This is a genomic window from Serratia sp. CY56464, assembly GCF_052168435.1.
Taxonomy (GTDB): Bacteria; Pseudomonadota; Gammaproteobacteria; order Enterobacterales; family Enterobacteriaceae; genus Serratia; species Serratia marcescens.
Genome location: NZ_JBJNMV010000006.1, coordinates 129,500 through 144,851, shown reverse-complemented (window position 1 = coordinate 144,851; position 15,352 = coordinate 129,500). Strand labels below are relative to the sequence as shown.

At 60.5% G+C, this 15,352-nt stretch carries 11 protein-coding genes; 5 read left to right on the top strand and 6 right to left on the bottom strand.

Annotated features, from left to right (window positions below; genetic code table 11):
- Positions 1-176: 176 nt before the first annotated feature.
- A complete protein-coding gene (gene ptsP / locus ACJ8KE_RS21340; protein ID WP_016929920.1) occupies positions 177-2,423 on the bottom strand; it encodes a phosphoenolpyruvate--protein phosphotransferase in 2,247 nt (748 codons plus the stop codon).
- Positions 2,424-2,435: 12 nt separating this feature from the next.
- Positions 2,436-2,963 (bottom strand): RNA pyrophosphohydrolase, encoded by a 528-nt coding sequence (rppH, locus tag ACJ8KE_RS21335; RefSeq protein WP_004931849.1) that lies wholly within the window; start codon positions 2,961-2,963, stop codon positions 2,436-2,438.
- Positions 2,964-3,659: 696 nt separating this feature from the next.
- Between rppH and mutH the strand changes: the two genes are divergently transcribed.
- The 4 genes from mutH to ACJ8KE_RS21315 all read left to right on the top strand — a co-directional run bounded on the left by mutH (position 3,660) and on the right by ACJ8KE_RS21315 (position 6,776).
- Positions 3,660-4,346 (top strand): DNA mismatch repair endonuclease MutH, encoded by a 687-nt coding sequence (gene mutH / locus ACJ8KE_RS21330; RefSeq protein WP_033632226.1) that lies wholly within the window; start codon positions 3,660-3,662, stop codon positions 4,344-4,346.
- A 93-nt stretch (positions 4,347-4,439) separates the two neighbouring features.
- A complete protein-coding gene (locus ACJ8KE_RS21325) occupies positions 4,440-5,156 on the top strand; it encodes a TerC family protein (RefSeq protein ID WP_016929922.1) in 717 nt (238 codons plus the stop codon).
- A gap of 155 nt (positions 5,157-5,311) precedes the next feature.
- Positions 5,312-5,530 carry a YgdI/YgdR family lipoprotein gene (locus tag ACJ8KE_RS21320; protein ID WP_016929923.1) on the top strand — a complete coding sequence of 73 codons (219 nt, stop codon included), beginning with the start codon at positions 5,312-5,314 and terminating at the stop codon, positions 5,528-5,530.
- A 205-nt stretch (positions 5,531-5,735) separates the two neighbouring features.
- Entirely contained in the window at positions 5,736-6,776 is a 1,041-nt protein-coding gene (locus ACJ8KE_RS21315) for an NADP(H)-dependent aldo-keto reductase (RefSeq protein ID WP_016929924.1), read from the top strand.
- A 34-nt stretch (positions 6,777-6,810) separates the two neighbouring features.
- Here the strand turns inward: ACJ8KE_RS21315 and lplT are convergent, their stop codons facing one another.
- The 3 genes from lplT to ACJ8KE_RS21300 form a co-directional block, all read right to left on the bottom strand.
- Positions 6,811-7,995 (bottom strand): lysophospholipid transporter LplT, encoded by a 1,185-nt coding sequence (lplT, locus tag ACJ8KE_RS21310; protein WP_079452396.1) that lies wholly within the window; start codon positions 7,993-7,995, stop codon positions 6,811-6,813.
- The gene (aas, locus tag ACJ8KE_RS21305) at positions 7,995-10,148 is read right to left on the bottom strand and encodes a bifunctional acyl-ACP--phospholipid O-acyltransferase/long-chain-fatty-acid--ACP ligase (RefSeq protein ID WP_016929926.1); all 2,154 of its coding nucleotides are present in this window, start codon (positions 10,146-10,148) and stop codon (positions 7,995-7,997) included. Before aas ends, lplT begins: the two co-directional genes overlap by 1 nt.
- 343 nt (positions 10,149-10,491) lie before the next feature.
- On the bottom strand, positions 10,492-12,750 hold the full coding sequence (locus ACJ8KE_RS21300; protein ID WP_274985065.1) for a molybdopterin guanine dinucleotide-containing S/N-oxide reductase: 2,259 nt from the start codon (positions 12,748-12,750) through the stop codon (positions 10,492-10,494).
- Between the two features lie 220 nt (positions 12,751-12,970).
- Here ACJ8KE_RS21300 and galR point away from each other — a divergent pair, with 220 nt between their 5' ends.
- A complete protein-coding gene (gene galR / locus ACJ8KE_RS21295) occupies positions 12,971-13,990 on the top strand; it encodes an HTH-type transcriptional regulator GalR (RefSeq protein ID WP_028127674.1) in 1,020 nt (339 codons plus the stop codon).
- A gap of 51 nt (positions 13,991-14,041) precedes the next feature.
- Here the strand turns inward: galR and lysA are convergent, their stop codons facing one another.
- The gene (gene lysA, locus ACJ8KE_RS21290; RefSeq protein WP_016929929.1) at positions 14,042-15,304 is read right to left on the bottom strand and encodes a diaminopimelate decarboxylase; all 1,263 of its coding nucleotides are present in this window, start codon (positions 15,302-15,304) and stop codon (positions 14,042-14,044) included.
- Positions 15,305-15,352: the final 48 nt, after the last annotated feature.

Below are 15,352 nucleotides of genomic sequence, written 5' to 3'. Positions count from 1 at the left end.
GGTGCCAAGCGGCGACGGAGATTATCCCGCGCCTTGCAAACGGCGGCATTGGCCGCTGCGGTCTGCAAGGCGACGAGCATGCGCCGCGCTGAGGTTGCGCATCATAACATAGGCTTAGCGCAGTCCGGTCCGGCAGGGCGGGAAAAGTTCTGTAAAAAAATCACACCGCGCGGCGGTTATCGGCCCCCGCGGATCAGCCCACCCATGCCGCGCCGCTCCATAAACGCCGCCACCAGATGGCGCACTTCGGTGGTCATCTGGGTATTCAACACCCGGTGAGCCAGCATTTCGGCGTCGGCCAGGTCAATATGTCGCAGCAGGTATTTGATGCGCGCCACGCTGCGGCCATTCATGCTCAGATTGCGATAGCCCATGCCCACCAGCAACAGCGCGCCCATGGGATCGCCGGCCAACTCACCGCAGAGGCTAAGCTGCAGCCCGGCCGCTTTCCCCTGCTCGGCGATCAAGTTCAGCACCTGCAACATCGCGGGATGCAAACTGTCATACAGCGCGGCGACCCGCGTGTTGTTGCGATCCACCGCCAGCAGGTACTGGGTCAAGTCGTTGGTGCCGACCGAGATGAAATCAACGCGCCCGGCCAAATGCGGGATCAGGAAAATCATCGATGGCACTTCCAGCATCACGCCGATTTTCGGTTTCGGGATCGCGTAGCCGAGCACCTCTTCCACCTCGCGCCCGGCTCGGTCAATCAGGCGTTTAGCTTCGTCGACCTCTTCAAGGCTGGTGATCATCGGCAGCAAAATACCCAGGTTGCCGGTGCCGGCATTGGCGCGCAGCATGGCGCGTACCTGAATCAAAAAGATCTCCGGCTGATCCAGAGTGATGCGGATGCCGCGCCACCCCAGGCAAGGGTTCTCTTCGCTGATCGGCATATAGGGCAGTTGCTTGTCGGCGCCGATATCCAGGGTGCGCAGCGTAACCGGCTTGCTCGGATAAAGCTGCAGCATGCCTTGATACTGCGCGACCTGTTCTTCTTCGGAGGGGAAACCGCTTTGCAACATGAACGGGATTTCGGTGCGGTACAACCCCACGCCATCCACTCGGCCGCCCAACAGTTGTTCATGTTCCGGGCTGAGGCCGGCGTTCAGCATCACCTGGATACGCTCGCCGCTTTTCAACTGCGCCGGTTGCTCGACGTCGTCTTCCGCCAGCTTGCTCAACTCCAGCTCTTCGCTGATCAGCCGTTGATATTCCTGCACCAGCACCGGTTCAGGATCGACCAACAGTTCACCGCGATACCCATCAACGATCAGCAACCGCTGGCTGAGCAGAGAAGGCTGGATGTCGGCGCCCATCACCGTCGGCACCCCCATCGCCCGCACCAAAATCGCCGCATGCGAGTTGGCGGCACCGTCGCGCACCACCACGCCGACCAGGCGATCCTGCGGCACTTCGGCCAGCAATGTCGCGGTCAGCTCATCCGCCACCAGCACAAAACGCGCCGGCCACTGGGTGGCGCCCTGGGTGGTGTCATCGAGGTGGAACAGCAGGCGCTGGCCCAGCGCGCGCAGATCGCTGCCGCGCTCGCGCATGTAGGTGTCCTGCAGTTTGGCGAACTGTTCGGCAAAGGCTTCTATCACCTGTTTCACCGCCCACTCCGCCACCGAGCCGTTGTCGATTTCGGCGAACAGTTCGCGCTTGAGGCGGGCGTCGTTTAACAGGTGAGAATAAAGATCGAAGATCGCCGCGCTCTCTTTTTGCGAGCTGGCGGCAAAACGCTTGCTGAAGCGGCGAAACTCCGCGCCGGCCTCTTCCAGCGCCAGCGTCAGGCGCTCGCGCTCGCTGGCGGTGTCCAGCGTCGACGCGCGGTAAACCTGATCGAGCGAAGGCTGGCTACTGTCCTGCCACCCTTCAGCCACCGCCACGCCGGGCGAGGCCGCCAGTGCGCGCACGCGCGTTTGGCGATACTGGCCGAAAATGGCGTTGAGCTGCGACTGTGACAAGATCCCGGCCATCTGCGTGGCCAGAGTGACCATGAAAGACTCTTCGCTTTCATCGAACTGGCGCAGCTCGCGCTGCTGCACCACCAGCACCCCCAGCAGTTGGCGCCGATGAATGATCGGCACCCCGAGGAAGGATCGGAAACGATCCTCTTTCACCTGCGGAACGTATTTGAAACTGGGGTGGCTTTGGGCATCGGCCAGGTTGATAGGCTCGGCTCGGCGGCCGACCAACCCGACGACGCCCTCGTCAAACGCCAATGCGATAGTGCGCCCACGCGGCTTTTTCAGCCCGCGCGTGGCCATCAGGTAGTAGCAGCGGCGATCGTTGTCCGCCAGGTAGATGGAACACACTTCGGTGTCCATCGCCAGACAGGTTTCATTGACCAGCAGATCCAGCGCATCCGTCAGACTGGCCGCCGCGGCCACCTTCTCTACAATTTCTCGCAAGCGCGTGAGCATAGTCGGCTTAACTTAACCTCTCTTTCGGCGATAAGCGGGAGCCTGCCGCGGCGCCGCCTGCTCTTGCATCGGCATCACGGTCACGGCGAATTCTTTCATCACCCGGCGGTAGACGTCGCGTTTGAACGACACCACCTGGCGCACCGGATACCAGAAGCTCACCCAGCGCCAACCGTCGAACTCCGGCGTGCTGCTGCGCTGCATATTGATATCAGCGTCATTGCACAGTAGCTGCAACAAAAACCATTTTTGCTTTTGGCCGATACAAACCGGCTTTGTGTCCCAACGCACCAAACGTTTCGGCAATTTATAGCGCAACCAGTTGCGGGTCGAAGCTAGGATGCGCACATCCTTTTTACTCAGCCCCACTTCTTCGAACAGCTCACGGTACATCGCCTGCTCCGCAGTTTCGCCAGGGTTAATCCCACCTTGGGGAAACTGCCAGGAGTGCTGACCGTAACGGCGGGCCCATAAGACCTGCCCCTGACGATTACAGATTACGATACCAACATTCGGGCGGTAGCCATCATCATCGATCACCGGACTACCTCGATAAGCTTAAATTCGCATAGATGTCCTGATTGTTTCACACAAGCTACAGGCGGTAAACCACTGCTTTACGGCGCTGCGGGCCGGATAACATTGGGATAACTCACAGATATTGGCAAAGTTATAAACATACCCCAGCCTTTCAGACCGGTTTTATTCACTTTTTCTGTGGATAGGTGTGTGCAGAACTCGAGGGATAAGCCGGTAAAACTCTCGTCCCCTAAAATCCGCCCTCATACCTAAAAACAAATATTAAACTTAAAAACATATAGTTAACCAATATCTCGCAGTGATGCACAGGACAAAAATGTGATCTATGCACGGTAAGGATCTTACCCTGGCGAAAGATCCACCAACGCCGTTTTTATCCACAGATTATCCGGGCAAGTTACGCACAAAACGGACAAATTCGTAAAAACCCGCCTGAGTCAAGGCTGTAAATTGAACCAGTGATCGGTAAAAATTTGGGTTATCCCATAAATCTGTGGATAAATAGGTGTAAGATCCTGTTTATTGTCGGTGGCTTCAGGTGAACAAGCCCCGCGAGTGCATTGTCGCCCGCGTAAAGAAAGAAAAAAAGTCATGTAAAATCATGCTACTATTATTCTTTTCCCCAGGCGATAGCGGTTATCGCTCGCCGTGTATAATTGCAGTACGTTTTTCAACCAAATTCGACAGGCTTGATTTATGGCATTTTTATCCCCTTTGCCGCCCCCGCCGGAAAATGAACGGCAGCTGTTCGAGCGCGCTCAGGCGCTGGCCGGCTTCAGCTTTGGCGAACTGGCCGCCCGTGCGCAATTGCCGATCCCCAAGGATCTGAAACGCGATAAAGGCTGGGTGGGCATGCTGCTGGAGCTGTATCTCGGCGCCATGGCCGGCAGCAAACCGGAACAGGATTTTCCCGAGTTGGGCATTGAGCTGAAAACCATTCCTGTCGACGCCGCCGGCAAACCGCTGGAAACCACTTTCGTCTGCGTCGCCCCGCTCACCGGCAACAGCGGCGTCACCTGGGCCAGCAGCCACGTTCGCCACAAGCTGGCGCGCGTGTTGTGGATACCGGTAGAAGGCGAACGGCAAATCCCGCTGGCCCAGCGCCGCGTCGGTTCGCCGCTGCTGTGGAGCCCGAGCCTTGCAGAAGAAGAGAGGTTGCGCCGCGATTGGGAAGAACTGATGGATCTGATCGTGCTCGGTCACGTAGAACGCATCACCGCACGCCACGGCGAAGTGCTGCAACTGCGCCCCAAAGCGGCCAACAACAAGGCGCTCACCGAAGCCATCGGCGAACAGGGGCAACCTATCATGACGCTGCCGCGCGGTTTCTATCTGAAAAAGGGCTTTACCGGCGCGCTGCTGGCAAGACATTTCTCAATCTAAGCGATTTCGTTTAACTCTGGTTTAGCTAACCCTGTCAGCGCCGCGATAAACGCGTATAATTCACGCTTTGCATTTATTAAGGTGTGTCGGGCAATGTTCGAATGGATTATGGATCCCAATGCCTGGTTAGCGTTAGGTACGCTAACCATTCTTGAGATCGTACTGGGTATTGATAACATCATTTTTCTGTCGCTGGTGGTAGCCAAGCTGCCCAAAGCGCAACAGAACAAAGCTCGCCGGCTCGGGCTGGCCGCCGCCATGCTGATGCGCCTGGCGCTGCTGGCCTCCATCGCCTGGGTGATCCGCTTGACGCACCCGCTGTTCACCGTGCTGGATCATGCCATTTCCGCCCGCGATTTAATCCTGCTGCTGGGGGGATTGTTCCTGATCTGGAAAGCCAGCAAAGAGATCCACGAAACCATCGAAGGTTCGGAAGAAGAGCACCACACCAAGGTGCACAGCTTCTTCGGCGCGATCGTGCAAATCATGCTGTTGGATATCATCTTCAGTCTGGATTCGGTGATTACCGCCGTGGGCCTTTCCGACCATCTGTTCATCATGATGGCGGCGGTGGTGATCGCCGTCGGCGTGATGATGTTCGCCGCCCGGCCGATCGGCGAGTTCGTTAACCGCCATCCGTCGGTAAAAATGCTGGCGCTGGCGTTCCTGATCCTGGTGGGCTTCACGTTGATGCTGGAAAGCTTCCAGGTGCACGTGCCGAAAGGCTACATCTATTTCGCCATGTTCTTCTCCATGTCGGTAGAAGCGCTCAATCTGATGCGCAGCAAAAAAAATCACGCGCCGGAATAACGCGATATGGAAGCCGCCACCGGCGGCTTCCGCCGTTTCATTGCCCCCTCATTTCACTTTTTCTTATCAGATAAAGACTTATCTGAGACGCCCCCGGCCGAGAGTTTGCTAATCTTGAAAGAACATTGTTTTCTGCATAATCGAGGATCCGCAGGATGAAAAAGTGGGTAATGGCAGTGTCTGCGCTGGTTATGGCCGCCGGTTTGGCGGGATGTTCCAGCGACTACGTCATGGCGACTAAAGACGGCAACATGATCCTGACGCAAGGAAAACCGGAGATCGACACAGACACCGGACTCATCAGTTATAAAGACGAGAAAGGCAACCACCGCCAGATCAACGGCGATCAGGTTTCCCAGGTTATCGAACGCTAATTACCGCTCGCCGGCTATCGCCCATTCAAGCGCGGTAGCCCTCATTCGTCTGCGCACTGAATCCGCTTCCCCCATCTTCACCGCTTGGTTATAGTCAGGAAAGGCGACATCGCCGCCCGACGGACTTTGCGCCGTCTTCTGAATTGGGCTCCTGTTTCACCGGGCCGCGCGGCCCGTCAGCGCTAACAAGAAAGGAAGGCCGTTAATGCAATACCACCGTATTCCCCACAGTTCTTTAGAAGTGAGCGTGCTGGGACTGGGCACCATGACCTTTGGCGAACAGAACAGCGAAGCCGACGCCCATGCGCAACTGGACTATGCATTGGCCGCAGGCGTGAACCTGATAGACACCGCCGAACTGTACCCGGTGCCGCCCCGCCCGGAAACCCAGGGCCTAACCGAGAGCTATATCGGCAGTTGGATCAAGGCGCGCGGCAATCGCGAAAAAATCGTCCTGGCCAGCAAAGTTTCGGGGCCGGTGCGCGGCACCGACAGCAGCATCCGCCCGCAGCAGGCGCTCGATCGCAAGAACATCCGCGCCGCGCTGGACGCCAGCCTCAAACGGCTGAACACCGATTATCTCGATCTTTATCAATTGCACTGGCCGCAGCGCGCCACCAACTGCTTTGGCAAACTCAACTATCAATACACCGACGACAAAGCTACGGTCACGCTGTTGGAAACGCTGGAGGCGCTGACCGAGCAGGTGCGCGCCGGCAAGATCCGCTATATCGGGGTTTCCAATGAAACGCCCTGGGGCGTGATGCGCTACCTGCAGCTGGCGGAGAAACATGAGCTGCCGCGTATCGTGTCTATTCAAAACCCGTACAGCCTGCTGAACCGCAGCTTTGAGATTGGCCTGGCCGAGATCAGCCAGCACGAAGGGGTGGAACTGCTGGCCTATTCCAGCCTGGCGTTCGGCACCCTGAGCGGTAAATACCTCAACGGCGCAAAACCAGCCGGCGCGCGCAATACGCTGTTCACCCGCTTCAACCGTTATTCAGGGCAGCAAACCCAGTTGGCGATCGCCGAATACGTGGCGCTGGCCAAAAAACACGGACTGGATCCTTCGCAGATGGCCTTGGCCTTCGTGCGTCAGCAGCCGTTCGTCGCCAGCACCCTGTTGGGCGCCACCTCGGTGGATCAGTTGAAAATCAACCTCGACAGCCTTGACGTGATTCTGGATGAGGACGTGCTGCAGGCGCTCGAAGAAATCCACACCCGGTTTACCATTCCGGCGCCTTAATTCCTCTGAGGGCGCAGCCAGGCTGCGCCCCGTTTCACCGCCGCTGAGACCACCACAATGCGCTAATCGCCAGCGCAAACACCACGCCAAACCCTACGCCGACGCCCACCACCGGCACCCCCAGCTTCACGACCAAAGAATACAGGCCCAGCATCAGCAACATGGCGGCGTTTTCACCCAGGTTTTGCACCGCGATCGCATTGCCAGCGCCGACCGAATGCTTGCCCCGCTCCTGCAGCAACGCATTGAGCGGCACCACGAAGAAGCCCCCCAGTATGCCGATGATCGCCAGCAAGACGTAGGCATTGAGCATGGTCGTTTGCAACGCAAACACCGCGACCGCGACGCCGATCAGGATCCCGGCCGGCATGCAGCGCTTCACCGTCTTCAGCGTGACGAAGCGCGCGGCGGCGCCGGCGCCGACCACGATGCCGACGGCCACCATGGCGTTCAGCAGCGTCGGCGTGGCGTTATCGGCAATGCCAAGCGCCACCGGCACCCACAGCACCAACAGAAAACGCAGCGTCACGCCGGCCCCCCAAAACAGGCTGGTGCCGATCAAAGAGAAACGCGTCTGCCCATCGCGCCATAATGTGACGCAGGCGGTAAGAAAGCTGTTCGTCATGGCCCGCGGCCGCCATGAAGCCCCTGGGCGCGCCGCCGCCAGACGTGGAATATACAGGTTGGCGACCACCGCCCCTGCGTAAACCAACGCGCAGGCCGCCAGCGCCGCTACCACGTGCCAGTCCGCCAGAATACCGCCGGCCACCGAACCGGTGAGAATGGCGGCGATGGTCGAGGCCTCCATCAGGCCGTTAGCCTTGACCAGCTTCTCGCCGCTGGTGATCTCGCCCAGAATGCCGTATTTGGCTGGAGAATACGCGGCGGCACCCACGCCGACCAGGCTGTAACCCCAAAACGGGTTCCCCCCAAAACAGATCATCAACGCCCCCGCCAGCTTCAGGGCGTTGGCGAACATCATCACCCGCCCTTTGGCGAAGCTGTCGGCCACCTGGCCGACAAACGGCGCCAGGATGATGTAGGTGGCGACAAAGGCCATCTGCAGGATCGGCTGGCTCCAGTCCGGATACAGCTGCTGCTTGATCAGCGCCAGCGTGGCGAACAGCAACGCATTGTCGCCGAACGCCGAGAGGAACTGCGCGCTGATCACCGCGATCATGCCGCGTGACAACAAAGGGGATTCGGTCGAAGGATTCATCAGGCACTCTCCGGCTGTTCGGCCATATGACGCAGGGTGACGAAATCAGGTTTGCCGCTGCCGAGCACCGGCAGCGTTTTCAACAGGCGAATATCGCGCGGCACCGCCAGCTCCGGGCTGCCCAGCTCGCGCGCCACCCGCAGCAATGCCTCGCGGGTAATGGCGGGATCGGTGGTGAACAGCACCAGCGCCTCGCCTTTGCTGCTGTCGCTTTTGACCGTGGCGGCATGCAGCTTTTCCGGCGACAGCCGTTGCGCCAGCAATTCGACGCTCTCCAGCGACACCATCTCGCCCGCCAGCTTGGCGAAGCGCTTCACGCGCCCGCGAATGGTGCAGTAACCCTGCTCATCCAGGCTGACGATATCGCCGGTATCATACCAACCCGGCTGCAGCACGCCGTTCGCATCTTCCGCCGCCGGCGGTTCCAGCTCGCCGGGACGTTCAACCCGCAGATAGCCTTTCATGATATTCGGCCCCTTCAGCTGCAGACGGCCACCGTTATCGATGCCCGGCACCGCGATCAAGCGCGCCTCCATCTGCGGCATGATGCGGCCAACGGTGCCCACCTTGGTCGCCAGCGGCACGTTGATCGACACTACCGGCGCGCACTCGGTCACGCCATAGCCTTCCAGAATGCGGATGCCGTATTTATCCTGATAGATCTGTTTGGTGCTGTCCGCCAGTTTCTCCGCGCCGGCCACCACATAGCGCAGGCGGGCGAAATCATACGGATGCGCGAAGCGCGCATAGTTGTTGAGGAAGGTCGCCGTGCCGAACAGCACCGTGCAGTTACGGTCATACACCAACTCCGGCACCACGCGATAGTGAAGTGGGCTGGGGTAGAGGAAAATGCGGCTGCCGGTGATCAGCGGCGTAAGCAACCCCACCGTCAGGCCGAACGAGTGGAACAATGGCAGCGATGACATGAAACGGTCGCGCGGCGTGAAATCGGCGATGGTGCGAATTTGTTCTACGTTGGCCAGCAGGCTGGCATGCGAATGCACCACGCCCTTGGGGTGGCCTTCGGAGCCGGAAGTGAACAAGATCAGCGCCGCGTCCTCCGGGCGTTGCGGCAACGCCGCGCGCTGCGGTTGCAGCAAGTGCCGCAGGATCCACAGCTTGTCCGCCAGCGTAACGGTGTCTTTCAGATCCTCCAGATACACCCAGTTGGCCTGCGTCACCTGCTCCGGCAGGTGGGTCAGTTTGCCCTTCTCCAGGAACTGGCGCGAGGTGACGATGGTCTTGATGCCGGCGGCGGTCATCGCGCTGTTCAGGCCGTTGGCGCCGGCAGTGTAGTTGAGCATCGCCGGAATGCGGTTGCGCAGCGAAGCGCCGAAGATCGCCGCCGCGGTGATGGTGGCGTTCGGCAACAGCAGCCCGACGTGTTCCCCTTCGGCGGTAAAGCGCTGCAGAATGCGGCTGACGCCCAGCGATTTCTTGATCAGCGTTTGGTAGCTGTCCTCTTTGAAAGCGATGTCTTCGATACACGGCTTGCGACGCCCATAGCGGCGCTGCGCCGCCAGCAAGGCATGGAACAGCGTCTGCGGTTCGCGCGTCTCCATGCGCGCCCGCATCATGATCTGCATCAGCCGATCGCCCGCCAGCGCCCGACGCTCGCGCGCACGCGGCGCCTCCGGCATCGGCAGCGTGGTCGGCGGCAAGATGCGGATGCTGATTTGCGGAAACCAGCGGATCTTGAACACCCCGGCCATGCGGCCGAACGGACTGAATTCGGGGCCGTCGATCCGCACCGGCACCACGGTGGCGCCCGATTTGGCGGCGATAAACGCCGCGCCGTCGTAGATTTTCATCAGCGCGCCGGTCACGGTGATGCGCCCTTCAGGGAACACGACGATCGGCCGCCCCTGTTCGACCATGCGCACCAGCTGCTTGATGGCCATCGGCTTGGTGGGATCGAGCGAGACGAAATCGATGTAGGGCCGAAGCCAGCGCATGAACCAGCTCTCGCCGATGCTGGCGTAAACCGCAAACACCGGTTTTATCGGCAGGAACAGCGCCAACAGCACGCCGTCGAGGAAAGAGACGTGGTTCGGCGTAATCAGCAGTTTTTGCCGTTCGAAGTGCTGGACGCCCCCTTCGACCCGAACCCGAAACAACAGGCGAAACAGCGCGCGCAGCAGTGAAAAGATCATGCCCTTCTCCCTTGGCCATGGAGGCGTAAATCGTTGTAGGGAAAAGAATACTATATGGCAGGCAAAAAAAAACCTACGCATCCGCGTAGGTTGGTGCAATTGAAAATGGCTTCAACATACAGAGTATGCTGATTTCTCACCAATCAATACCTCTGGGATCACCTACTCTAGAGAGATGGCGTGCAGGAAACTACCGCCGAATCGCAAGAGTTCTGCTCCAAATGCAACCAGCTGTAAATTTCCCGCGATCTGCTGTAATAACTCAATGAAACTTAAACCTTCCCGCAGCGACGAAAATAAATATAACAACGACGAGCCAGTGACCCAGACGTGAAATCTTCACTCATCGCGCGCTGACCTCGACCAGGCAGCTCATGGCGTTCGGCCCCTGCGTCAGCGGCGAGGTGCCAATATCCAGCGTCAGCACATTCGGGTTGCCCGCCTGCTCGAGCGGCCGGCGCTGTGCGTCGAAACCCGGCTCGAACCAGGCACCGGTCGCCATCAACACCACGCCGCGCGTCACACCATCGGTGAGCGATACCCCCGCCAGACAGCTGCCGCGCGCATTGCTGACCAGCACTTCGGCGCCGTCCGCCACCCCGCGCGGCGCCGCATCGTCCGGATGCATATACAGGGTTTCGCGCCCGGCGGTCTTGTTGCCCTGCGCCAGCGGCGCCGGATCCATCTGGCTATGCAGGCGATCGCTCGGTTGAATGGAGATCAGGTGCAGCGGCCAATTCTTGGCCTGCGGCGCGCCCAGCCACTCCACCGGCGGCCGCCACTGCGGATGCGGAGCGAAATCTTCGTAGCGATAGCCGGCGATCCGCTCGCTGAACAACTCGATCTTGCCGCTGGGCGTTTGCAGCGGGTTAACCTGGGGATCGGCGCGGAACGCGTCAAAAAATACAAACTCTTTGGCCGGCGCGGGCAGCTCGACATAGCCCCGTTGCCAGAACGCCTCAAACTCGGGCCAGGCGACGCCGGCGCGCTGCTGCGCAGCGCCGCATTGCCGGTAGATAGCGTCGATCCAGGCCCGCTCGTCGCGGTTTTCGGTAAAGCGCTCGCGATAGCCCAGGCGCTCCGCCAGATCGGCGAAGATATCGAAATCGTTGCGCGCCTGATGCTGCGGCGCAATCGCCTGATGCATCGCCAGCACGTAACGATCGCGCGACGAGCCGCCGATGTCGTTGCGCTCCAGCGAACTGGTGACCGGCAACACGATATCCGCCATTTTGGCTGCCGCGGTCCACCAGATATCTTGGACGATCACCGTATCCGGCTTCTGCCAGCCTTCCACCAGTCGGTTCAACTGCTGATGGTGATGGAACGGGTTGCCGCCGGCCCAGTGCACCAGATGGATATCCGGATAATGCCGCGTCTCGCCGCAAAATTGATAGGCTTCGCCAGGGCGCAGCAGCATGTCGCAGATGCGCGCCACCGGGATCGCCAGCCCGGCCGGGTTATCGCCTACCGGCATGGTCGGTGCGGGGGTATCCACGCGCGGGTTGCCGACGCCGTTCATTGAGCCGTGGCCGAACGAGAACCCGCCGCCCGGCAGCCCCACCTGGCCCAACATCGCCGACAGCGCGATCATCATCCAGTACGGTTGCTCGCCACGATGCGCGCGCTGCACGGAGTAGGAACAGGTGATAAAACTGCGCACGCCGATCAGCTGCCGCGCCAGCAGCGCGATGCGCGCCGTCGGAATGCCGGTAATGTCGCTGGCCCAGGCCGGCGTTTTCGCCACGCCGTCGCTCACGCCGTTCAGGTAATCCGCCAACTGTTGATAACCCACGCAGTGGCTGTGCAGGAAGGCTTCATCCTGCGCGCCCAGCCGCTGGATTTCGTAAGCCAGCGCCAGCATCAGCGCCACGTCGGTATTCGGCCGGATCGGGATCCATTCCGCATTGACGAACTCGGGGCAGTCGTCGCGCATCGGGCTGATGTTGATCACCGGCGTGCCCTTGCGCGCCAGCTTTTGCAGCCAGGGCTTGAGCGCATGCTCCGCCGCGCCGCCGGAAGACACCTGGGCGTTTTTCAGCGCCAACCCGCCAAACGCCACAAACAGTTCGCAGTGCTCCACCACGCTTGGCCAACTGGTGACGCGCCCGGTCAACGGCGAGAAAGTGCCGATCACATACGGCAGGAAAAACTGCGCCGCGCCCCAGCTGTAGTTGCCCTGCTGATCGACGCCGCCGCCGCCGCTGAAGTAGAACCGCCGCACCAGCGAGCGGGCATGGTGCAGCCGCCCTGCCGACGACCAGCCATAAGAGCCGGTAAACAGCCCGGAGGCACCGTAGCGATCGCGCACCCGGCGATTCTCCTGCGCCACCAAATCGAGCGCTAACTCCCAATCCACCTCGACGAAATCTTCCCTGCCGCGCAGCGTACGGTCGCTGCCCTCGCGCTTTTGCAGCCACGAGCGGCGCACCGCCGGCTTGCGGATGCGTTTGTCGGAGTAGACCATCGGTACAATGGAATCGAGCAGCGGCGAAGGATCGGGATCGTCAACGAAGGGTTCACAACGGATAAGCCGGCCGTCTTCAACCACGGCGGTATAAGCGCCCCAATGGGCGAGCTGCGGATAGCGTTTAATGGACATGGCGTTCTCGGCGCAAATCGGAATGCACAGACGTTACCTCAGCCCGCCGCCAGTGCCAACGTACAAATTGCGCTATCGTTCGGTCGTCGATGGTTATGCGTACAGACTCGAAGAGATTCTGCAACGGCCGCCACAAGTTGCGCACGAGACCGCTTGCAGCCCCGGTTTTTTTCCGCAAAACTGGGGGATGTAAGCGATTACCCAGGATGTGTTGACTGATATGGCTACGATAAAGGATGTTGCCAGGCTGGCGGGGGTTTCCGTGGCCACGGTATCCCGCGTGATAAACAATTCCCCCAAGGCCAGCGAAGGGTCGCGCACCGCGGTGCTGGCCGCCATGGAACAGCTGCAGTATCACCCTAACGCCAACGCACGAGCGCTGGCGCAGCAATCCACCGAGACGCTGGGCCTGATCGTCTCCGACGTTTCCGATCCCTTCTTCGGCGCGATGGTCAAGGCGGTCGAGCAGGTGGCCTACGCCACCCACAATTTTCTGCTGATTGGCAACGGTTACCACGACGCCGAAAAAGAGCGTCAGGCGATTGAACAGCTGGTGCGGCACCGCTGCGAAGCGCTGGTGGTGCACGCCAAAAGGCTGAGCGATCAGGAACTTTGCGGCTGGATGCAACAGATCCCGGGCATGGTGCTGATCAACCGCACGCTGCCGGGCTTCGAAACGCGCTGCGTGGCGCTCGACGATCGCTACGGCGCCTGGCTGGCGACCCGTCATCTGATCCAGCAAGGGCATCAGCGCATTGCCATCATCTGCTCCACCCACCAGATTTCCGACGCCACCGACCGGCTGCAGGGCTATCTCGACGCGCTGCGGGAACACGGCATCGCGGTGGATGAAAAGCTGATCGCCTATGGCGAACCGGACGAGATCGGCGGCGAACAGGCGATGACAGAATTGCTCGGCCGCGGCCGTTCGTTCTCCGCCATTACCTGCTACAACGATCCGATGGCCGCCGGCGCGCTGTCGGTGCTGAGCGATAACAGCGTCGACGTACCGGGGGAGATTTCGCTGATCGGTTTCGACGACGTGCTGATTTCGCGCTACCTGCGCCCACGCCTGACCACCATTCGCTACCCGATCGTGGCGATGGCGACCCAGGCGGCGGAGCTGGCGCTGGCGCTGGCCAACCGGCAACCGTTGCCGGAAATCACCAACATGTTCAGCCCAACGCTGGTGCGCCGCCACTCGGTCGCCACCCTCAACAACGCGCACGAACAGCCGTAATCATGCCGCCGCATAACGCTGTGAAGCGGGCGCCAGGCGCCCGCCGGCTGATCAGATAAGTTCCAGCGCGATCAGTTCTTCGATGGTTTGGCGGCGGCGGATCAATCGCGGCTCGCCGTTTTCGAACAGCACTTCAGGCAACAGCGGACGGCTGTTGTAGTTGGAGGACATCGACGCGCCGTAGGCGCCGGTATCGTGAAACACCAGATAATCGCCGATCTGCACCGGCGGCAGCTCTCGGGTTTCCACGCCGCCGCCCGCCTGCTGGGTGAACACGTCGCCGGATTCGCACAGCGGCCCGGCGATCACCGTTTCGCGCAGCGCTTGCCCCGAGGTATCGCGCCCATCGGCCGGCAACAGCGAAATATGGTGGTAACTGCCGTACATCGCCGGGCGCATCAGATCGTTAAAACCGGCGTCCACCAGCACGAAGTGGCGGCTGCCCATGTCTTTCACCGCCCGCACCTCGGCCACCAAGACGCCCGCTTCCGCCATCAGGAAACGCCCGGGTTCAATCTCCAACTGCACCGGATGCCCCAGATGCGCGGCGATGCGTTCACGCGCCCGATTCCACAAACCGAAATAGTGTTCGGTATCGATCGCTTCTTCGCCGTACTGATACGGGATAGACAGGCCGCCGCCGGCGGAAATGGCGCTGATGTCATGACCGAGATCGATCACCTGCTGCACCATCGCATCACAGACGCGCTCCAGATGCTGGTAATCGACGCCGGAACCGATGTGCATGTGCACGCCGATCAGTTGCAGGCCATAGCGGCGGATCTTCTCCACCGCCTGCGGCAGGTCGGCATACCAGATGCCGTGCTTGCTGTTCTCGCCGCCGGTGTTGGTTTTCTGGCTGTGGCCGTGGCCAAATCCCGGGTTAACGCGCAGCCACACCGGATGCCCTGCGGAAACCTGGCCGAGCTGATCCAGCATGTCGATGGAACCGGCGTTAACCGGGATCTTCAATTCGCTGACGCGCGCCAGCGTGGCGTGATCCAACACGTCCGCGGTAAACACGATCTCGCTCGGTTCGCCGCCCGGCTGAAAACCGGCCTGCAGCGCCCGTTCGATCTCGCCCAGCGACACCGAATCCACCTTCACGCCCTGCTCGCGCATCAAGCGCAAAATATGAATGTTCGAACAGGCCTTCTGCGCGAAACGAATGGTGTCGAAGTGGCGCAGCTGAGCGATGCGCTGGCTGATGATGTCCGCATCATAAGCCCAGACCGGGCAGCCGAAACGCTGCGGCAAAGCCAGCAGGTTAGCGGCGTTCAACGCGGTGGAGGTGTCGTGCAACGGGCGTGGCATGGCGATATTCCCAATTCGAAAATGACGGCAGATAAAGCCATAGTGCCG